This is a genomic window from Caballeronia mineralivorans PML1(12) (assembly GCF_001028175.1).
In the GTDB taxonomy this organism is placed as follows: Bacteria; Pseudomonadota; Gammaproteobacteria; order Burkholderiales; family Burkholderiaceae; genus Caballeronia; species Caballeronia mineralivorans.
This window is the reverse complement of record NZ_AEJF01000144.1, coordinates 42587-62590: the sequence shown is the minus strand read 5'-3', so window position 1 is coordinate 62590 and position 20004 is coordinate 42587. Positions and strand designations below refer to the sequence as shown.

The 20004-nt window shown below is 60.8% G+C and carries 17 protein-coding genes; 1 reads left to right on the top strand and 16 read right to left on the bottom strand.

Going from position 1 to position 20004, the window contains the following annotated elements; translation table 11 throughout:
- Nucleotides 1-5 precede the first annotated feature (5 nt).
- The 3 genes from EOS_RS24825 to EOS_RS24815 form a co-directional block, all read right to left on the bottom strand.
- Entirely contained in the window at nucleotides 6-476 is a 471-nt protein-coding gene (locus EOS_RS24825; protein WP_047849372.1) for a MarR family winged helix-turn-helix transcriptional regulator, read from the bottom strand.
- A gap of 204 nt (nucleotides 477-680) precedes the next feature.
- Nucleotides 681-989 carry a hypothetical protein gene (locus tag EOS_RS24820; RefSeq protein WP_047849371.1) on the bottom strand — a complete coding sequence of 103 codons (309 nt, stop codon included), beginning with the start codon at nucleotides 987-989 and terminating at the stop codon, nucleotides 681-683.
- 252 nt (nucleotides 990-1241) lie between these two features.
- Nucleotides 1242-2252, bottom strand: coding sequence for a hypothetical protein (locus EOS_RS24815; RefSeq protein ID WP_047849370.1), 1011 nt, complete (start codon nucleotides 2250-2252; stop codon nucleotides 1242-1244).
- A 429-nt stretch (nucleotides 2253-2681) separates the two neighbouring features.
- Between EOS_RS24815 and EOS_RS24810 the strand changes: the two genes are divergently transcribed.
- Complete coding sequence (locus tag EOS_RS24810) at nucleotides 2682-3665, top strand: GlxA family transcriptional regulator (RefSeq protein WP_047849369.1); 984 nt, start codon at nucleotides 2682-2684, stop codon at nucleotides 3663-3665.
- A 127-nt stretch (nucleotides 3666-3792) separates the two neighbouring features.
- Here EOS_RS24810 and EOS_RS24805 read toward each other — a convergent pair whose 3' ends face one another.
- The 13 genes from EOS_RS24805 to EOS_RS24745 form a co-directional block, all read right to left on the bottom strand.
- Nucleotides 3793-5436, bottom strand: a complete 1644-nt coding sequence (locus EOS_RS24805) for a glycoside hydrolase family 55 protein (RefSeq protein ID WP_235442956.1) — start codon at nucleotides 5434-5436, stop codon at nucleotides 3793-3795.
- Nucleotides 5437-5657: 221 nt separating this feature from the next.
- Nucleotides 5658-6554 (bottom strand): WecB/TagA/CpsF family glycosyltransferase, encoded by an 897-nt coding sequence (locus tag EOS_RS24800; protein ID WP_235442955.1) that lies wholly within the window; start codon nucleotides 6552-6554, stop codon nucleotides 5658-5660.
- A gap of 86 nt (nucleotides 6555-6640) precedes the next feature.
- Nucleotides 6641-8068 (bottom strand): mannose-1-phosphate guanylyltransferase/mannose-6-phosphate isomerase, encoded by a 1428-nt coding sequence (locus EOS_RS24795; protein ID WP_047849366.1) that lies wholly within the window; start codon nucleotides 8066-8068, stop codon nucleotides 6641-6643.
- Nucleotides 8069-8369: 301 nt separating this feature from the next.
- Nucleotides 8370-9305, bottom strand: a complete 936-nt coding sequence (locus EOS_RS24790) for a KpsF/GutQ family sugar-phosphate isomerase (RefSeq protein WP_047849365.1) — start codon at nucleotides 9303-9305, stop codon at nucleotides 8370-8372.
- Entirely contained in the window at nucleotides 9302-10102 is an 801-nt protein-coding gene (kdsB, locus tag EOS_RS24785) for a 3-deoxy-manno-octulosonate cytidylyltransferase (protein ID WP_047849364.1), read from the bottom strand. Before kdsB ends, EOS_RS24790 begins: the two co-directional genes overlap by 4 nt.
- The gene (locus tag EOS_RS24780) at nucleotides 10086-10634 is read right to left on the bottom strand and encodes a KdsC family phosphatase (protein ID WP_047849363.1); all 549 of its coding nucleotides are present in this window, start codon (nucleotides 10632-10634) and stop codon (nucleotides 10086-10088) included. Before EOS_RS24780 ends, kdsB begins: the two co-directional genes overlap by 17 nt.
- Nucleotides 10631-11479, bottom strand: a complete 849-nt coding sequence (gene kdsA, locus EOS_RS24775; protein WP_047849399.1) for a 3-deoxy-8-phosphooctulonate synthase — start codon at nucleotides 11477-11479, stop codon at nucleotides 10631-10633. Before kdsA ends, EOS_RS24780 begins: the two co-directional genes overlap by 4 nt.
- 127 nt (nucleotides 11480-11606) lie before the next feature.
- Entirely contained in the window at nucleotides 11607-13847 is a 2241-nt protein-coding gene (locus tag EOS_RS24770; protein ID WP_047849362.1) for a polysaccharide biosynthesis tyrosine autokinase, read from the bottom strand.
- Nucleotides 13848-13900: 53 nt separating this feature from the next.
- Nucleotides 13901-14338, bottom strand: coding sequence for a low molecular weight protein-tyrosine-phosphatase (locus EOS_RS24765; protein WP_047849361.1), 438 nt, complete (start codon nucleotides 14336-14338; stop codon nucleotides 13901-13903).
- A gap of 3 nt (nucleotides 14339-14341) precedes the next feature.
- Nucleotides 14342-15502, bottom strand: coding sequence for a polysaccharide biosynthesis/export family protein (locus tag EOS_RS24760; protein WP_047849360.1), 1161 nt, complete (start codon nucleotides 15500-15502; stop codon nucleotides 14342-14344).
- Nucleotides 15503-15580: 78 nt separating this feature from the next.
- A complete protein-coding gene (locus EOS_RS24755; protein WP_082163507.1) occupies nucleotides 15581-18550 on the bottom strand; it encodes a YjbH domain-containing protein in 2970 nt (989 codons plus the stop codon).
- A 4-nt stretch (nucleotides 18551-18554) separates the two neighbouring features.
- A complete protein-coding gene (locus EOS_RS24750) occupies nucleotides 18555-19280 on the bottom strand; it encodes a YjbF family lipoprotein (RefSeq protein WP_235442954.1) in 726 nt (241 codons plus the stop codon).
- A gap of 3 nt (nucleotides 19281-19283) precedes the next feature.
- Complete coding sequence (locus EOS_RS24745; protein ID WP_053064032.1) at nucleotides 19284-19535, bottom strand: hypothetical protein; 252 nt, start codon at nucleotides 19533-19535, stop codon at nucleotides 19284-19286.
- Between the last annotated feature and the right edge of the window lie 469 nt (nucleotides 19536-20004).

Below are 20004 nucleotides of genomic sequence, written 5' to 3'. Positions count from 1 at the left end.
TTGAATCAGCTATCTTCCGCGCGCGTCATCGCGCGTAGAAGATAAACGATGGCGACGCGCTCGGCCGGATTCAGCCCCGCGTAAGTCTGCTCGCTGACCTGCCGCGCAAACGGCACGGTCTGGTCGATCAACGCCAGGCCTTCCGGTGTTGTGCGCACCAGCAGCTTGCGACCGTCGAGCGGGTCGGGCGAGACCACGATCAGCGAGCGTGCTTTCAAGCGCTCGACCACGCCGCGGATGGTGGCCTGGTCGATTGCCGTGGCCTTGACGATGTCGTTGAGCGAGCAGGACTGCTGCTGCTTGACCGCGCACAGCGTGACGAATTGCGCCGCGGTCAGATCCGAGTCCGGTATGGCCGCCTGGAAGATGGCGACGTGGCGCTGGTATGCCCGCCGCAGCAGGTGGCCGATCTGTTCGGAGAAGTGATACTCCTCGCTGCCGGGATCAACCGGAGGGTGGGATGGCTTTTTGGGCATGGGAAGAATTGTAGGGTACACGTTCTATTATGCTTCGATTACGGTCACGCACCGCGTTCCTCAGTCCTACCGTGCTTCCCTTTTTATCATAGTCCGCAGCGTGCCCTCCGCGGTCTTGCGAAGCGCCGGACGGCCTTGGCGCTTGCTATACCCTACCCTGTCTTCCCTCCAGTCAGCCGGCCGCTGAGCCCGGCTCCCACGCGCCTAGTCGCGAAGCCGGCTTCTTTCCATCATGACGCGGCCCGCCAGATCGGAGGCGAAGGTGTCGCGTCCATCCGCGTCCGCATTGCAGCCGTTCGCGACGCACCAGTCGGGGAACAGATCCGGATCGATATACGCCTGGATTACGCCAATGCCCTGGCTGACACACCGTTCGCGAAAGCGTTCCACCTGATTCTTCCAGTCCATATACGAAAACGGCAACACCTCCCCATCGATGAACATGGCACGGCATCGGTCATAGTCCTCCTGCCTGTACCACGCAACGCCCAACAAACGGAACTGCGAGTTCATGGATTCCTTTTATACATACAAGCTCACAAGGGAGCGGGAGCAATTCACGCGGGTTGAAGCAAGCGTCGATCACCCGAACAAGGGCCGCCATCGGCGATGGCGTGCCCCGTCAGCCAGACTCGACGTTGGCAGGACTGCATCGGCGATACAAGGGACGCACTCGACAGGACCGGATGGAGAAAGCACCGGTGGGTTGGACCACCCGGCCGCGGCCGGACAATCGCGCTTAACTAGCCTGCTTATCTAACTCGCTTATTCAACCTGCTCACTGACCTGCTTAACTGCGTAGTACAAACTTCTTCCGAACCGCAAATCCATCTTGGCTTGCAGGGTCTTGATCAACGAACCCCGAAGCATCTCTACCTCCCGGCTCGCCCGCGAAGGCAGAAGACCCACCGCCAGGATGAAGTCGTCCACATCGTGCGTACCCATGTATTCCTCCAGCACGATCCTTCGATGTCCTTGCTCAGCAGGCATCGTTGCTTCCTCAGCGCTTGCGGCGCAAGGCAGCGAAGGCGCTGTGCCGTGCTCGCCTCCCGGCATGAGCAATACATCCGCGGCGTCGGTGTCGCACGCACCGGCCGCGCACGCACCCATGATCCGCACCCGGCCGGGAAACGTTGCCGACAAATCGGCGAGCCATGACGCTGCCGGTTCGTGCCCGATGCCTGCTATGAGCAGCCGCGAGCTTTGCGCCTGCATCAGTGCGCGAATCAGCGCAGCCTGCCGGACACTGCCAGCCGATGAAACGTCGTCACTGATCACCGCCAGTGCGAAGTCGTGGTCCGACACATTCATCCTGGCGCGAGCGCGCTGCCTTGCTGCGAGCGAGACTTCACCACGCCGCGGATCCGGCAAGACCTTGACCGGTGCACCGCCAACCGTCCCGGCGTCGAAGCGCGAATCGAACGTAAGCAGGGTCGCACGCGACGCGAGAGAGCGACGGGCACTCCATTCGCTATCGACGGGAAACGCGGCGGGGTTCTCGGGGCGCAGGTCCAACGCAAAGACCGATGCAGGCCCGAACCATCGTCTCAGCGCGAACGCACACTCGGCGAAGGCATCGCCATAAGCCTCGACACCCACGAAGACATAGAAATTGCCGGCAGCGCCCGCCGGGCTACCCGCATGCGCCCGCTGCACCATCGCAAGCAGATAGGCCGAGCTAATGGCCGTTGCCTTTTGCGAGCCCCCGCGCGGCTCGACATCGATGAACTCGACGTTCGCAAACGTGTCGGCCCGCACGCCCCGCCATAGCGCCATCGACCTGCTCAAGGGTGCGACCACCTTTATCGCCACGCTCGAAAGCGAGCGAATGCCATTTACTGAGTCGACAATGATTTTTATCGATTCTGGCTGTGTTACCGGCGTTAACAAAACGATAGACGAATGCAATGCCATCCCAATTAGTATGAGGATATTAGAACCATATCGAATGTTGCTTTACGCCTTGATAAACAACATCTTTAGTCGATTTTCTTATTGTCAAGTTGTGACCCATTAAGTAGCAATTATTTAAGCATTTTTTATCATTATAGATACGTCTCCTTAACCAATTCAGACAATACATATCCCTTTTGAGACAGCCGGCAAAGGAGCTTTTCATTGTTGGCTAGAATGATTTTTAGGGCACACACAAACGAGAAAAAAATGAACTTAGAGGGTGCAAGATCCTGGACTAACTCGAGGCGAGTGGTCTCGATCGAGCAAGGGAACCGCCGGCACGGACACGCGACCAAGAAACGAATCGCGATCCTGGTCTACGAGAACTGCTCTTTCGTGGAGGTCGCATTGATTGTAGAGACCTTCGACCTCGCCAATTTGGCCGCGACGACCGAGTACGGTCAGGCCCCACATTATTCGATTTCCTTACTGTCGAGCAGGGGCGGTCGTGTGCAGTGTTCCAACGCCATCAGCATGGACACCCATCCGCTGGACGCTTCGTCATCGTCCGGGTACGACGCGCTGTTCATTGCAGGGGGTGAAGGCGCCGCAGCGGCAGCTCACGACAGCAGGAACACGGACTGGCTCAAGCGCGTGTTCCAGACTGTCCGCGTGGTACAGGCGGCGGGCAACGGCACGCTTCTGCTCAAGGGCGCCGACCTGCCCAACGCGCGCGGCATGATCATCCCGATACGGCCGTCCGGTAAGCAGCACAGCCAGGCGCCGAGCAACGATGTGGTTATCGACGTCAACGCGGGTTCGCCAGTCATCACCGCCCTCTCGCTCATCAAGAGCGACTTCGATTACGAAACCGCGGAGAGCATTGCCGAGCGCCTCATGCCCTTTTCCGGCCGCTGGCTCGAGCCGCTTCTCGGCGATCCGCCCAACGCGAACGTTGCCTCCACGATCAAGGAAGCGACTCGCTGGATCGAAGAACATTGCGCCCGTCCGATCACGGTAGATGATATTGCCCAGAGCGTGTCTATGGGCGAGCGCACATTTCTCCGGCATTTCAAGGCCGAAACGGGCATGCCACCGTCCGAGTATCTATTGCGTACCCGCCTCGACATTGCGTGCAGGTTATTGATCACCACGACCCTGCCTATCGATAAAGTGGCGCGCCGGTGTGGCATGCGCAGCGGCACCCGGCTGGCGAAGATCTTCAAACGACGCTTGGGCATTTCCGCCAGCGACTACCGTAACTGCGCACGTGCCGACTTCAGCAATACCTGAAGTAAATATCAGCAAAATAAGATCAGGTTAAGGAATGCCGCGCCGGGAGACACGCGGTATATCCAGGTGTGTCGTAACGTGTCGTGGCGTCAGTAAGCCTGCCGAGCCCTTCGCCGGGAAACAAAGGTCAACCCATATACCAGTTTCCACCGTATTGCGTGAAGGCGTACACGGTGTGATTCGCCAGCACGACACTCTTGCCGGTCGACGTGACAATCCCTGCGCCGGGTACGATCGTTACCTGAGAATTGCCAAGTACGCGAATGCTTGCGCCGTCTACGCCGCCGGTGAAATTTCTAATGTTGGCGGGCGCGCTGTAGCCTTCGAGCACGATCAGGCTATTTCCGGTTATATCGACCACGGCTGTGCCGTCGGCGGGACGGATTGCCTGCGGCGCCGCCAATACGCCGGAACCGCCTCGCTGCTGAGTAAGAAACAAACCGGACTGGTTATACGCGCCGCTGCAACCGGTATAAGTATTACGGAGGTAAGGGTCCGAGCGGCTTACGTGATCTTCAAAGCCATATTTTTGCAGGCGGTCGGACGTTCCCTGCGAGCGGCACCCGGTAAGCAAGTTCTCTCTCGACAATGCCGACATGTAGAAGCCGCTGTACTGCCCTACGTTTCCCGAGCTATTGAAGTACGCGAAGCATGCAGCCCACAACGCACTGCCATCGACGTAAAAACCATGGCCGACATTGGAGTCCCCGCGACACAGCGAGATCCGGTGCTGCGACCCTCTCAGCGGCGCGACGTAGATCCCTCGCTCGGCGTCCTCGCCAATGCAGTTGGACAGAAAGTTGTTCGCACCGCCGACCAGGATCCCGCAGATATACAGGTCGTTGCTCACCACACCGTCGGATGCAATCAGCGACGGATTGGCTTCGATCCGGTTCAGGAAGTCATCGGTGCCGAATGTCTCGACACACCCCGAAATCTGCGTGCGGTGACGGTTCAGCAAAACGTTCGTCGTGAGAATGTCCTCAAAGACAATCCCGAATCCTGCGATGTGCTGGAAACCCTGATCGGCAAAGTTGTTGGCCGTGCATCGTTTTACCGCTCCCCACTTTGCGTTTCGCAACCGGACACCGCCGCCCTCATAACTCGCGCCCAGACCCGCAAAATTGATACCGTTCACCGCCGTGCCCCGGATCAGGGTTCTGGGCGAATCAACCACGAAACCGGGCTTCGCCTGAGACAGGGTGACACCGGATACGCGCCCCGGAAGGTATCCAAACATTTCACTGCCGGATACCAGGGACACGCCATCCTTGAGCACTACATTGCACCGGTAATTACCGGCTGGAAAACGCACGACACCTCCGCCGCGCGCTTCGAGAAGATCGATCGCGGTCTGGATCGCGGCGGAGTCGTCCGCGCTGTCATTGCCCTTCGCACCGAAGCGTTTCGGATTGATGTCGGCATCGTTTAGCTCGTCGGCGACCGTTCTGACCACGCTCGACGCGGGCAACGATTTGAATCCGACGAGCGACGATCCGCCGGGCGCCGCCAAGGCTTCGCGGGCGAATGCCGCTATCGAACCGACCTCCGTTTGCAACAGCCCTGCTCCCCGGCTCGCGGGCAGCGTTTCCGTACCCGTCAGCTTGCCCGCGTCGGGTGAGATGCCTTTCGCCATGGGAGCCTGGACATAGCTTGCCAGTTGGGCGATCGACAGTTTTTTTTCGGCGCCGTCCTGCGCCGCGTATATCAGGTCATCGTTCGCGAGGGTTCCTGCCAGGTCCAGGTCCTTGAGTTGTTTGTGCGGACGCAAGCTCGGCTCTTGCCGCTCTTGCGATCGCAACGTCCCTCCTCCTGTTCCAAGCAAGCTGGCCGCCAGGAAAGTTTTGATCGCGTAACGTCTATTAGACACTGCAAGACCCCATAGTGGCCAGGTAATTGCGGACGGAAATGCCGCGCACCGTCGCGTTGTTCCGTCTGCCAGTTCTAAGGCAAGCCGAAGCGACTGCCATGGGAATTCGAAGACGAGAAATTTCAGCCTTTTTCATTGACGCCGCTGCTGAATATTTCACGCAGCAGAACAGTCGGAAAGACTAGCGCGTCGTGAACATATCTGCCCAGAAGACGCCTTGGCTCGCACACGATCCGATGCAGCCATTCGAGCCCCGCCTGACGCATCCATACCGGCGCCCGCGCTTTTGATCCCGCGATAAAGTCGATCGTCGCGCCGGCGCAAATAACGACCTTCGCTTCAATCCGCTCTTTATGCGCGTGAACCCACAACTCCTGTTTAGGCGCCCCCAAACCAACGATCAAAAGATCAGGTTGACAGGCCGAAATCTGCGCGACGATACGATCGCATTCCTCGGGTACGTGTTCGAAACCGAAGGGCGGGCTATGAGTACCGGCAACCATAACGTGAGGCCATCGACGCGCAATGATCGATCCCGCCCGGTCGGCTACGCCTGGCGCTGCACCAAGCAGGAATACCTTCACGGGCTGCTGCATCACGCTCGCTTTCTCAAGCAGACGCGGCACCAGGTCACTGCCCGGCACCGTTTCTGGAAGCGGGCGACCCAGCAACCGAGAAGCCAGGACCAGCGGTTTTCCATCCGCCACGACCATGGAAGCCGCCTTGTAGGCGTCGCGGAAAAGCGCAAGCTTTTTCAGTTTGACAATGTGATCGACGTTTGGCGTAACCACATACCGGCACGCCACCAATGGCGATTCAAGCCACTCAACGAGTCTGCCGACGGCGACCTCCATTGGAATAGCGTCGATGTCGATTCCGAATATCGTGTGTACTTTCTTCATCTTTGTTGTCGCCATGGTGGTCAAGAGGATTTCGTCATGAGAGACGTTACTGACGTAGTAGTCCGAATCAATTTGTAATCGACATGGGTCACGAGATGCTTGCAAACGGACGCGCATTCGCGCTTACATTCTTCTAGCGCGCGCCACTGAGTCCCCTATGGCTCACCGGGTCACGACACGCCAACGCGTGCATGCCGTTTCGGTCATATGTGAACCCGGCCGTAGCTGTCGTCGAAGCGAACGATGTCGTCTTCCGCAAGATAGGAGCCGGACTGGACTTCAATAAGTTCCAGGGGAATCTTTCCAGGGTTAAGAAGGCGATGTGTCACACCAAGCGGAATGTAGGTCGACTGGTTTTCCGTCAGCATGATTTGCTTGTCGCCGTTCGTAACCAGCGCGGTCCCTTTCACGACGATCCAGTGCTCCGCGCGATGGTGATGCATCTGCAAGCTCAACTGCGCGCCCGGATTCACCACAATTCGTTTAACCTGGAAGCGCTCGCCCTGGTCGATAGATTCATACGACCCCCATGGCCTCACCACTCGCCGATGCGTAACCGATTCCTGACGCCCCGATCCGTTAAGCTGTTCAACGATCCTCTTTACGCTCTGCGTCTTATCGCGATGCACGATCAGGACGGCGTCGGCCGTTTCCACAATCACGACGTTGTCCAGGCCGATAGCGGCGACCATCCGGTGTTCCGCGCGGACGTATGAGTTCGACATATCCTCCTGCAGTACATCGCCGAGAAGAACGTTGCCATTCGCATTGGCTTGCGCAATGTCAGCAAGTGCGGCCCACGAGCCTATGTCGCTCCAGCCGAGATCCACCGCGGCGATCACCGCCGCACGATCCGTCTTCTCCAGCACCGCATAATCGACGGAGATACCTGGGCACCCGGCGAAAGCAGCCTCGTCGAGGTTCACGAAATCGCCGCTGCGAGTGGCCGCTTTGAGCGACAGCTCTGCGAGCTGTGCGATCTCCGGTTCATGGCGGCTCAACTCTTCCATATAGGTTGATGCCTTCAGCATCAACATGCCGCTGTTCCAGTAATAACCACCATGTTCGACAAAACGCGTCGCTGTAGCGGCATCCGGCTTCTCGACGAAGGCCTCGACCGCAAAAGTGCCCACGGTGTTGACAAGCCGCGCACCCCTGCGGATGTAGCCGTAGCCCGTATGCGCCTCGGTCGGGCTGATACCGAAGGTGACCAGATAGTTGTCGCTAGCGATATCAGCGGCATCCTCGATCAGTCGCTCAAAAGGCGCCTGATGCTTGATCACGTGATCGGATGGCAAGACCAGTAGAAGCGCTTCAGGAGACTTGTGCATCGCCAGCAAAGCCGCCACCGCGATTGCCGGCGCAGTATTACGAGCTGCCGGTTCGAGCACGATCGTTGCGGCGTTCTCCCCCACCTGACGCAGTTGTTCGGCGATCAAGAACCGCTGCTCCTTGTTCGACACAATGATCGGCGCCGTCATGTCCGCCATGCCGCGCAAACGCAGCAGTGTTTCCTGAATCAGCGAGTGGTCCCCTGCGAGCCGGAGATACTGCTTCGGATATCCGCCGCGAGACATCGGCCATAGACGGGTTCCGCTGCCGCCGCACAGGATCACCGGAAAAATGCTCATTACCCTCATCCCTGGTCAAATAATCGATACCGGTTACGCTTCGTCCTTGAAAGTCCAGGCGTTCAAGACGGCGGTATGACTGGAGTGAGTTGAAAATAGCGGCGTCTTGTCGACGTAAAATCACTGTACACGCGGCTAAAAGCGATGCGGCCCGCGTGTCCGACTGCGACACGCTTTTGTCAGCTCTGGATAGAGAAACAGAAGGTGCCAGGGACGAAAGAGCTGAAAACTCGTCGATCCACGAATAACTTCGCAATGCTTAATACGTGTCTCGATGGATATTCACTATCCTAATTGCCCGTTACTTCTTGAACACACCAACAATGCCCGCGTGATCAACCACGAGCAGCGAAGTGATCTTGTGCCGCTCCAGCAGCGCCAGTGCATCTTCCACTCGTGTGCCGATCCGGGTGGTAACCGGGTTATGCGACATGAATTCGCTTGCCGACTTGCCGAAGGCATCCTGTCCATGCACCTCGATCACACGTCGAATATCGCCGTCGGTCACGAGACCATGACCGTCCCCGGTTCTGACGATCGCGATGCCCAGGTTGCTTTTTGTCATCACTGACACGACTTCCATCACCTTCGCCGCGCCCTCTACAAACGGTAGCGCGTCGCTGACCATTTCGTCCTCGACCATCCGCAGCAGCCGTCGGCCAAGCGAGCCGCCGGGGTGAAACCGGGCGAAGCTCTCGGGCCGGAAATCGCGGGCTTCCATGAGCGTGACGGCTAATGCATCGCCCATTGCGAGCGTCGCCGTGGTGGACGCGGTCGGCGCGAGTTGCAACGGGCACGCCTCGCGTTCGACTGCGACATTGAGGTGGCAAAACGCTGCGTTCGCCAATGTCGAGCCGGGCTTGCCGGTCATCGCGATCACGGCGTTACCGTTCTGCTTGAGGAATGGCAAGAGCTGGATGACCTCATGCGTCTCGCCCGAATTCGAAATGGCTATGAAGACGTCGTTACCCTTCACCATGCCGAGATCGCCGTGATAAGCCTCACCGGGATGCATGAAAAAGGCGGGCGTGCCGGTGCTTGCCAGCGTCGCGGCAATCTTTCGCCCGACAATGCCGGACTTGCCCATGCCGCACACGATCACCCGCCCCGTCGACTCCAGGATGGTCCGCACCGCGCGCGAATAGTCCTCGTCCAGCCGCGCCGCAAGTGCAGCCACAGCGCGGGCTTCGATGTCGAACACGCGCCCGGCAGACGCGATAAAAGGGGAATCGTTCATGAACACGCTCCGTTACTGGCGATTAGAAAATCGGACACCCGCTTCACGTCGTCCCACGTATCGACGCCGTGCGGCGGCGCTTCTGGCCAGGTCATGACCTTGATCGGAATGCCGAGCCAGATCGCCCGCAACTGCTCGAGTTTTTCCCGCTGCTCGAGTTCGCACATGGGTTCCTGCGCCAGCGTGCCGATCACCGAGCGGCGATACGCATAGATCCCGATATGACGCAGGAACGCCGGCAACGGCCATTGGCCGGTGGGAACATCGCGGCAAAAGGGGATGGGCGAGCGGGAGAACAGCGCGGCGTCGCCGGCTGCATTGACAACAAGCTTCACGATGTTCGGATCGTGCAGGTGGGCCGCATCCGTGACAAGAGCGGCGACCGTCGCCATGCGCAATTGCGGATCGTCGTTACAGAACGCAATGAACGCCGTGAGCAGCGCGGACGGCAGCAGAGGCTCGTCGCCCTGCACATTGACGATGAGATCGTCGGCATGCCAGCCGAGACGCTCCGCCACTTCGGCGCTTCGATCCGTACCCGAGCGATGCTCAGGATCGGTCAGCAGCGCCGGAACGTTATAGGCGTCGAGCACGGCGGCAATCCGCTCGTCGTCGATCGCCACGATCACGTTCGTGTCTGCGTCGAGCGCATCCAGCGCGGCCCTGACGCGCCGGTAGACGCGCACGATCATCGGCACGCCCGCGAGTTCGATCAGCGGCTTGGCAGGCAGCCGTGTCGATCCGTAGCGAGCGGGGATGACCACATGAACCCGCGGCCGGTCATTGCCTGACGTCATGTCGGCTCCATTTCTTGATAAGAGGCGCGTACGCGGTGTCGAGCGTCAGGCCGCCGAGCGCGAGAAGATGGTCGGCTACGTCGCGGGCGACACCGTGGCCGCCGTCGCATTGAGTCACGTACGCGGCAGCCCGCAGCACGAGCGGATGTGCGTCCGCCGGTGCGCACGAATATCCGGCGATCGCCATGGCCGCGAGGTCGATCACGTCGTCGCCTACGAATGCAATCTGCGCGTCCTGCAGCGCATGCTGCGCCCTGATACGTTCGTACGCCGACAGCTTGTTGTCGCAGCCGGTGACGACGACATCGAACTTGAGTTGCCTCGCGCGTAGCGTCAGCGCGGGGCTCGAGCGCGCGGACACGACGCCCGTCGCAATGCCATGCGCGCGCAGCAACGCTACCGCCACGCCATCTTTCACGTTGAACGGCTTGATGCATTCGCCCTCGCCGTCCAGATAGATCGACCCGTCCGTCAACACGCCGTCGACATCGAACAGAACGAGCCGGATCGCCCCGCGATAGCCGCTCTTCACAACAGGCCTTCCTCGACAGGCGTGAACGACTTGACCAGATCGTCGACCGCTTTCATCTGGACAAGAAACGGTTCGAGCAGCGCAAGCGGCAGTGCACTTGGACCGTCGCAGCGTGCCTGATCCGGGTTCTCATGCGCTTCGAGAAAGAGCCCCGCCACGCCGGCGGCAAGACCTGCGCGCGCGAGTTCGAACACTTGTTCGCGGCGGCCGCCGGACGCTTCGCTGCCGGCGTCGCGGCGTTGCAGGCTGTGCGTGACATCGAAGATCACCGGGCAGCCGCCCGACGCTTCGCGCATGGTCCGGAAACCGAGCATGTCGACGACGAGATTGTCATAACCGAACGAACTGCCGCGTTCGCACAGGATGACGTTCTGGTTGCCCGCCTCGTGGCACTTGTTGACCACGTGCCTGACCTGGGCCGGGCTCATGAACTGCGGCTTCTTGATGTTGACGGTCCGGCCGGTCTGCGCGATCGCAACGACCAGATCCGTCTGACGCGCGAGGAACGCGGGGATCTGCAGCACGTCGACCACTTCGGCAACCGGCTTGGCCTGTGCAATCTCGTGAACGTCGGTCAGCACCGGGACGCCGAAGCGCAGCTTGACTGCTTCGAAAATCCGCAAGCCTTCTTCCAGCCCGACTCCGCGGTATGAATGCATGGACGAGCGGTTGGCCTTGTCGAACGATGCCTTGAAAACGAATGGAATGCCCAGGCGTTCCGTGACGTCGACGTATCGCGCGCAGGCAGCCAGCGTCGAGTCGAGATCTTCGAGTACGTTGATACCGCCGAACAACACGAACGGCGCTTGATTGGATACGAAAATGTCGTCTGAAATCACCAACATTTGTTGACTGGCAGTCATGTCTATTGTCCAGGTAGCAATACATCGGGACCCGTCACCTTGACGGGCAGGATTGGTTCAACGGCATCACGCGCTCAAGACTACAACATGGGCCACTGCACTCACACGCCTACTTTTTCGCGTCGCTTTCATACGCGTAAGCCGCGTACCGGTAGGCGCCGTACTTCGAACCATAGCCGTACTTCACATGCATCAGGTTCAGGCCATTGAACAGCACGCCGGTCGGCTCGACCCCACTCTGCGCCAGCCGCTTCACCGACTCCGTAATCTCGCCCATCTTGGTCACGCTCGCCCAGGCGACCAGGAACACGGTGCCCGCAGCGGGCGCGAGAATGCCGGCATCGGCGGCGACCAGTACCGGCGCCGTATCGATCACGACGATGTCGTACGCCTCCGAAACCTCTTGCACCAGCTTGAGCAGCCGGTCGTTAAGCAGTAGTTCGGCCGGGTTGCGCGGTTGCGCGCCCGTGGAAATGAAGTCCAGATCCGGCACGACACCCCGGTGCAACGCCGCCTCCACGCTGCTTTGGCCCGAGATGACCTCCGACAGCCCGACACCGCGTTCCAGACCGAAATACTGGTGGAGATACCCTTTCCGCAAGTCGGCGTCGATCAGCAGCACACGTTTTCCGGCGGTGCTCAGCACCGTAGCGAAGTTCGCCGAGACGAACGATTTGCCGACTGAAGGCGCCGGCCCCGTGATCAGCACGACGTTATTCTTCGCGTTGAACATCGTGAACTGAAGCGCGGTCCGAAGGCTGCGGAAGCTTTCGATGGACGGGTCTTCCGGCGCATCCAGCGCCAGCATCTTCACGCCCGGCGCCTTGGCGCGGATCCGCTTGGATAGCGCCTGCTGCCGTTCGCTCAACGGGATGGTCGAATAAACATGCAGGCCGCTGCGCCGCTCTATTTCATTAGGATCACTGATGCCGCGAAACAGCATGTTTCTGACGAACGCCACGACTACACCGAGAAATCCGCCCGCCAGCAGCGAACCGAGCACGACGAGCAAACGTTTCGGTTTTACCGGATCTTCGGGCGTGACGGCCGTGTCGACCAGCCGCACGTTGCCGGTCTTGCCCGCCTTGACCAGCTGCAATTGCTGGAAGTTGTTCAGGAGCGAGGTATAAAGATCGGTATTCACCTGGACATCGAGCATCGACCTGACAATGTCCTGTTGCGCATCGGGCAGCAGCTTGATCTGGGCTGCGGAAGTGTCAGTGAAGCGGCGCAGGCTGGCAAGCTGCTCGTCGATTGCACGAATGGCCGGATGCGTCGGGTTGAAGCGCAGGATCAGTTCGTCGCGCCGCTGCTGCAACTCGAGCAGCCGCGTCTTGGCATCGGCGGATTGGGCCAGCGCAAGCTTGGCTTCCTCGGTCATGTCGATCGATCCGCGCCGGTCGCGCATGGCGGTGTAGCGCGCCTGCGCCACTTCAAGCCGCGACTTTATTTCAGGCAACTGGGTATCGAGGAACTGGAGCGACTGCGCCGCTTCAGCGGACTTGCGCGCCACGTTCTGAGCCACGTACAGCGTGGCGATCGCGTTCAGCAGGTCGGCTACGCGCCGCGGCTTGGTGTCCTGCAGGCTCGCGATCAGGATGCCCGACTGCTTGACCTTCTCCTGCACGTCGAGGTTGTCCTGCAGTTTTTCGATGGTCTTGAGCTTCGAATAACGCCTCAGGACGAACTCCGCGCCGGCGTTGCCGTGCAAGCTGTTGACCAGCAGGCTCAGGTTCCCGTAGGACGAGGGAATCGTTTCGAGCCGGCCGACCTGGCCCGTGAACGGCTGGTCCAGATCGCTGCCCGACAAACGGTAGTGGGTAGCGTCGGTGACAGCCAGCGTGAATCGTTTGCTCTCGAGATCCTGCGGCACGTCGAAGCGTTGCACGTCGATGCGTTCATTGCCCCATCCATAACCACCGAACCCGAACAGGCCGGGTGTGGACAGATTGTCGTTCTGCCGCGCCAGCCAGTTGCCGATGACCGGAAAGCGCCTGGGGCCGGCTTCTATGTAGGTCCGCAGCTGCTCCACCGCCCGCGTGACAACGAGGCGGGAGGCCAGGATCTGGCTCTCCGCGGCGGCCGTCGACTTCACGTCGAAGAGGGACGACACGTCGCCCAGCATGCTCTTGGCCGCCGACGAGTCGGGACTTTCTTCTACCTGGATCATGATGTCCGTCTGATAGACGGGCTCGGTAGCGAACGCGTACAGGAGGCCGAGCGCCAGGAAGGCGCCGGTCACCAAAGCGATCAGCCAACGGCTTTCGATCATGACATCCAGGATCGTGACGAGATCGAGATCTTCTTCTTTATCGACCGGAGGCGATGGAGGACGTGTCATTAGATTCATTCAATTGCGCCAAGGTAAGCAATGCGCCAGCAAAGAAAAAGTGCCTGCATCAGTCAGGCCGTGAGGGCGATGCGTTGCGCCCATTCGTCGACGCCCACTTCGATCAACGCCAGGCATTGCTCGAAGTCCACGCGATTACCGCCGTAGGGATCGAAGATGTCGCGATCCTGAAACTCGCCGAGACGAAACACCTTGCCGCGCGTCGCCCGGTAGGTTTCCTCGATCACGCGCTTCTGGTCCGCTTCCATGACAAGGATCATGTCGACGCCGGAACAATGCGACGCGCTGAGCTGGATCGCCCGGTGCGCTGCAATGTCGATGCCGCGCTCGAGCATCAACTGGCGGCCAAGCGGGTCCGCCGGCTTGCCCGAGAGCGCCCCCAGGCCCGCCGAGAGCACCTGGTACTCGGGCAGGCGCGTGCGCAGTAGTCCCGCGGCCATCGGACTGCGGCAGATGTTGCCAATGCAAACGGTCAGGATCGAACGGATCATGCGTCAGTTGCCTCGTGCGGTACGTTGCAGGTAATAGGCCCCCGTGGTGCTGCCCACAAGCGGCGTGATGAAGCGATCCCAGCGGATCACACCCGGTGCGTCGACATACACCACGTCGTCGCTCCGAAGCTGGAAACTGCTCGCGAGCGACATAGCCGAAGGCGACTTGCTGTCGAGGTGGTACACAACCGGCAGCGCGCCATCCACTCGACGCCGGATCACGTAGATCTCGCTTGCGTCGGCGGTGACCTGACTCACGCCGCCAGCGTCGCCCAGGGCGTCGCTCAACGAGAGGTGGCCGTCGCTTCGAAACGGCACGGGACTCGGCTTGCCTACTTCGCCCATCACGACCACGTTGTGTTCGAGCAGCGGCGGCACGCGGATCACGTCGTCGTTCTGGATCGCGATGGCGGTCGGGCTCAGGCCTTTCGCGCGCATCTCGGCCAGGTCGATGTCATAGGTCGCCGCGCCGCGCGTCAACTGAATCCGCGACGGGTCGCCGGTCGGCACGATACCGTCCGCCTGGTTCAGCATCTCGGCAAGCGTGGCGGGCACGTCGGTGATCGGCTTCACGCCAGGCGTGCGGACTTCACCCTCGACGTACGCTTTCTGGCTGCGATAGCCGACCACCCGCACCGTGACCTGCGGATCGGCGATCACGCCGGTCAGCTTGCGCGTCACCGCTTGCTGCAGCTCCTGCTCGCTGAGCCCTTCGGCACGCATGCCCTTGACGTAGGGAAACTGCAGCAGCCCATGTTCGTCGACGACAAACCCCGGCACGCTCTGCGATGCCATGCCGGCGCTGCCGGGCATGGCGCCAGTGGTGCGATCGATGTCGTAGGTCAGGTTCGGCATGACCAGTTCCGGGTGGTCCCATACGATGATCGACAGCACGTCGTGACGGCCGATCCGGTAAGGCTTGGGTTTGCCGAGGAGCGGTGCATAGCGGCTATCGGCCGCGAGCCGGTCGCGCCGGTCCAGCAGGTCGCGCTGGATCAGCGCGTAGGTGATCGGCGTCACGACCGGCACGGAGTTTGGATCGCCCGGATCGACCGGGCGGGACGCGTCGAACTTCATGCCGGGTGCAAACATGCACCCGCCTAGTAACAGGCAGGTGGACGACAGGACCGCGATCAGTTTCGACGACACAGCAATTTTTTTCATAGTCAACAGATTGGATGGTGCAACCGATGCACGCGGCCGGTCGGCCGGGCCTGCATCGGCGACAAGGACCCCGTGCGTTCATTCCGGACCAGCGGTCGCGGGCGTTGGCGGTGAAAACCACAGGTTGCGTGGGTTGCTCTCGTCCGTGAGGTCGTAGAGCGGAAACTGGCGCGCCAGCTTGGCGCCGCCGTCGCGGGTAAGAGGCGACCAGCGGATGGCCGCGACACCCGCCGTCGAATGCGTGAACAGTGCATCGAATGGAATCGTCACGTAGATGCCTTTGTCGAAACTCCCTTCGCCGAACTGGCTGGCCGATACATTGGTCTTGGTTGCATAGGCGCCGATGCGCACACCGTTGCGGAACACGCGGCTGACATCGAGCGTTGCGCCGCGGTCCTTCGCGAGATACTGTCCAACGCTCAGGTCGACCTGCACGCCGTGCCAGCCGGTGTCCCAATAGAGCGTTACGTTGCCCGTGGTGACCGAATAATCCCGCAGCGCAAAGTCCTGCCGGAAACCGCGCTGACGGACCCGGTTCACATCGACGCCGAGCGCAAGCGGACTCGACCATGGCCGATACAGCCACTCGCCGCCCACCCCCGCAAACATGCTCTCCAGATACCCGCCGTAGACGCTGTAGTACTGATCGCGGCCGAGCGCGCCCACGTGCGTCAATTGCAGCAGCGGCATGGTGAAGCGCGACGTCGTCAGATACTCGCGAAGATAAGTCCGCACGCGCGGCAGCGAACTCGGCGCCGTGTAGGTGAACTTGTCGTAGTTGTCGACGAGGCCGAGATTCAGGTCGCCGGCAAGCCATGTATCGCGGCGCAGACGCGCTTCGGCATACGCGTTCACTGACAACTGGTAAAGCACAAAGGCGTTCGGCCCGCCGAGCGTCTGCTGATACGCCGGTCCCACCGACAACGTGAAGCGTTCCGGCGCCTGCCGGTAGATGTCCGTATCCCCGTCCTTGCCCGGCACGCTGTCCGGCGCGGCGGCGGGCGGCATGGTGAACACTGCCTGCTGGCGATCGATAGGCGCCAGCAGGGTCGCATGGTTGCGCACCCAGGTATCGCGCTCGATCGCATAACCCGTCACGGGCAGCCCCCGCGACACCAGGGTCACGCGAAACACGCGAACCTCCGGCGGTGCATCGCGATTCAACACAGCGGCAATGCGGTCGATCTTGCCGCCGAGATAAAACGCGTTGGTCTCGTCGAAAGCGACCACGAGCTGCGAGCCATTACGATAGATGCTCTGCACCCGGAAGCCCGTTTGTTGCTGCAAGTCTTGCGTGGTCCGGCTCCAGTCCATCGCAGTTGCGACGGGTGCTGCCTGTTGCGTGACAGGTGACGCCACGGGCTGCAGGACGGGCTGTACAACGGGCGGCATCAAGGCCGGCAGCGGCGCCGGATCGCTGACCTTCGGCGTTGCGATATCACCTAGCTTTCCATGCAACGTAATGCCCAGCATCGCCCGGTTGCCGCGTTCCAGCGCGGCGCTAACGTCGACGTGAGACGACACTCGATACACCGCGCCAATGTTGAAACTCGATCGGGTCGTGAAGTGCTGGTGAAGCGGTTCGTTCTGGTAGTTGTTGCCGTCGTACTCGAGCTTCAGGATGAGCGGTGTCCAGGGCGTCTGGTACTGCACGCCGCCAAACAGCGACATCGGCCCCCGGAAGTACGCCTTGGAAAACGTCCCTGCATTGACCACGTTCGAATCCGATGCAGGCCGGTTCTTGAATTTGTCGCTGATGATGGACAAAGGATTCGAGATGTTGCCGCGCGCGCCCAGATAACCCCAGCCCAGGCCGAGGCTCCAGTCGAAGTCGCCGGTGCGTTTGTTCGCTACCAGGTACTCGCCTGAAAAAAGCCCCGTGCCGCCTATATCCCTCATCCCCAGCGCAACCGCCGGCAACGTCGCCGTCTCGGACAACAGCCGGACCTTGAAGTCGATGCTCTTGTCCTTGTAGCTCTGCGTGCCGCTTAACGATGCCGGCCCGTACTTCTCCGAACTGATGTCCGTATAACGAAAACCGAATTCCAGCCAGTCGAGCGGCTGCAGCATCACGTTCAGCCGCGTGTACGGCGACGTAGTCGAGATGCCGATCGACGCTTCGCCCGCCTCGCCCATGCGCGCGGTCGGTGTCTGCAACAAGCCCACCGTGCCCCAGTCGCTCGCGGTGACCGGCAAGTCTCGGGCATGGAATTGCGCCGATGCGGCCGCCTGCTTCTGATCCCGCTCCTGCTCTTGCCCTTGTTGCACGGACGGTTTGAGCGGTGCGTCGTGCCCTTGGTCGTCGAGTCCCGACGGACCCTGCGTCGCGAAGAAACTGGCAAGACGCGCTGACAATGACTCAGGCCATCCCGCTCCTCTTTCCGGCGCCCAGATCCATGCACCGGGTGCGGGCGGCTGTTGCGCCATCCGGTCCCACAACCCGACCTTCACTTTCTGCACGACACCGTCGGGCTGCACGACCCACGCCTCCTCAGGCGCTGCTTGCGGATCGCAGGCCCGGATGTAGTAGCTCGCTTCCGCCTGGGCTACGTGAGTTACTTTGCATAGCGAACCATCTCGGTGGATCACGGTAACACTCGACGGCCGCTCGGGAATCACAACGTCATCGCCCGCATTCAGCACCGGATCGTCTGCGGGATTCGCCTGCAGCCAGCGCGGATCTGCCTCCTTGAGCACCACGCGTCCCGTCGCCGGGTGCGCGGCGATCAGCGCGCTCAAACCCTCGCGATCCGGCGTCGCCGGCGCAGCCGGACCAGACAGATACCGAATCTGGTCGAGCAGCGTCTGCCGGGCGCCCTGTTGCAACGTACGCTCGCGCGCCGACTGCCACTGGATGCCGGTGACATAGACGTCCCGTTCACGCTGGGCAGGCGCCCCCAACTGGCCGGCAAGCCAGTCGCCCAGGCGCACAGGTGCTCCGATGGTCACGGCCTGTGCTCCCAAGACCTGCACCGGCGTGCACGACAGCAAGCAATAGAGCGCATAGCTTCTTCCGCGATCGAGCGCGTCTTTAACTGCAGTCGCCATAACGTCAGACTTCGGCCGGCCAACGCTGCCAGCTCAGACAGAGCCGCTCATCGAGACATTGTTCGCCGTACACGACTACCGCATGGCCATCCCTTTGCGCGACGCCATAACGGGAATCGCGCAAGGCGATGCGCCCCCGCGTGCGCTCCGCGAACCAGCGCAAGCCCGGCACTTTCGGCCCGGTGTAATGCGTATTCACGGGCATGTCGATCGGCGTCACGGTAACGACGTCCACCTCGCCGAAGTCATAGGCCGGCATCACGTCGCGGCGGCGTGCATAGGACATCGGCTCCTCGATCGAGAGCCAGTCCGGAGGAGCCGACAGACGCACGTTCAGCCACTCGGTCGAAAGTCCGGTCGCGCCGATGAGACGGCCGCCCTGGATCCGCAACACCTCGCCCGCGCCCGAGTACCACACCTCGACCGGCCCGGCCGCATTCTGCTCGACGTTACCCAGCACAAGCAGTGCCGAGCGTCCCAGTAACGACACCTTCAGGTACTGATGTCCTTTGGCGGGAACGGTACGCTCGATTTGCGAATCGCTGTTCTGGCGTAAAAAGGAATAGCCGTTGGAGAGCGCGCGCATCGGTTCCGAGCAAGCGCCCAGCAGGGTCATCGCGGCGCAGGCGAGGCAACGTGCGAGCACCGGTGAAAACCGGCGGTGCGGCGCACGGCCACGATGGCCGTCATGATGCGAGTGGGCACGGAACACGGATTCGAGCGCGCGCAAAACTTAGCGGACCGTGCCGGTGGTCCCGGTCGTACCGGTGGTCCCCGTCGAGGCCAGTCCGTTGCCGCCGCCGCCCGACACCGCCGCCACCACGACCGCGGTCACAATGACTCCGCCCACCACGAGCGCGGTGGTACTGATACCACCGGCAGTCGCAGCGGCAACCGCAGCGGCGGCGCCCTCTTCACCCTGCGCATGCGACAGCGAAGGCATTGCTAGTGCTGCGACCGTCATCAAAACAGGAAGAGCTTTCATACACCACCTCGTTGGAGCGCGGCGCTAGCCGCATGAAAAGACGCAAGACCTGTCCTGATGCCTCGGGCACAACCTGAGGCAATGGGCGATCTGCTCTTGAGAATCGACACGAATCACAACGGAGAACCACAACTAATGAAGCTGGCTAAATTCAAGGCGGATAGTACATTTGCTGCATCGCAGTGACTGCCCGTGACTTCAAACGGCAAGACTTTGACGCTAATGGGAAAGCGTTATTGAATTGGTGTGAATGTAGTCTGATCAATAGCTGCACGCCTTGATTCGATTTATTGACCCGTTCCGTCAACATCGTGTTCTTTTACGCCAGACAGCTTTCGTCCGCTTTTCGCCTATGTATGATGCAACGCAAAAGAGGCATTGCTTGCTTGTTCATCGAAACATTATTCAGATGTTTTTATATGGGAATTCGCGCCGCTCTTCCTTATCTGGAGAAGCATCCGGCGTGTTT

Coding starts and splice junctions, on each gene's coding strand:
- EOS_RS24765 (WP_047849361.1), bottom strand. CDS start 14,338: ATGATCCGTTCGATCCTGACCGTTTGCATTGGCAACATCTGCCGCAGT.
- EOS_RS24760 (WP_047849360.1), bottom strand. CDS start 15,502: ATGAAAAAAATTGCTGTGTCGTCGAAACTGATCGCGGTCCTGTCGTCC.
- kdsA (WP_047849399.1), bottom strand. CDS start 11,479: ATGTTGGTGATTTCAGACGACATTTTCGTATCCAATCAAGCGCCGTTC.
- EOS_RS24790 (WP_047849365.1), bottom strand. CDS start 9,305: ATGAACGATTCCCCTTTTATCGCGTCTGCCGGGCGCGTGTTCGACATC.
- EOS_RS24795 (WP_047849366.1), bottom strand. CDS start 8,068: ATGAGCATTTTTCCGGTGATCCTGTGCGGCGGCAGCGGAACCCGTCTA.
- EOS_RS24800 (WP_235442955.1), bottom strand. CDS start 6,554: ATGCGCGTCCGTTTGCAAGCATCTCGTGACCCATGTCGATTACAAATT.
- EOS_RS24815 (WP_047849370.1), bottom strand. CDS start 2,252: ATGGCGCTATGGCGGGGCGTGCGGGCCGACACGTTTGCGAACGTCGAG.
- kdsB (WP_047849364.1), bottom strand. CDS start 10,102: ATGACGTCAGGCAATGACCGGCCGCGGGTTCATGTGGTCATCCCCGCT.
- EOS_RS24755 (WP_082163507.1), bottom strand. CDS start 18,550: ATGGCGACTGCAGTTAAAGACGCGCTCGATCGCGGAAGAAGCTATGCG.
- EOS_RS24820 (WP_047849371.1), bottom strand. CDS start 989: ATGAACTCGCAGTTCCGTTTGTTGGGCGTTGCGTGGTACAGGCAGGAG.
- EOS_RS24825 (WP_047849372.1), bottom strand. CDS start 476: ATGCCCAAAAAGCCATCCCACCCTCCGGTTGATCCCGGCAGCGAGGAG.
- EOS_RS24770 (WP_047849362.1), bottom strand. CDS start 13,847: ATGAATCTAATGACACGTCCTCCATCGCCTCCGGTCGATAAAGAAGAA.
- EOS_RS24745 (WP_053064032.1), bottom strand. CDS start 19,535: ATGAAAGCTCTTCCTGTTTTGATGACGGTCGCAGCACTAGCAATGCCT.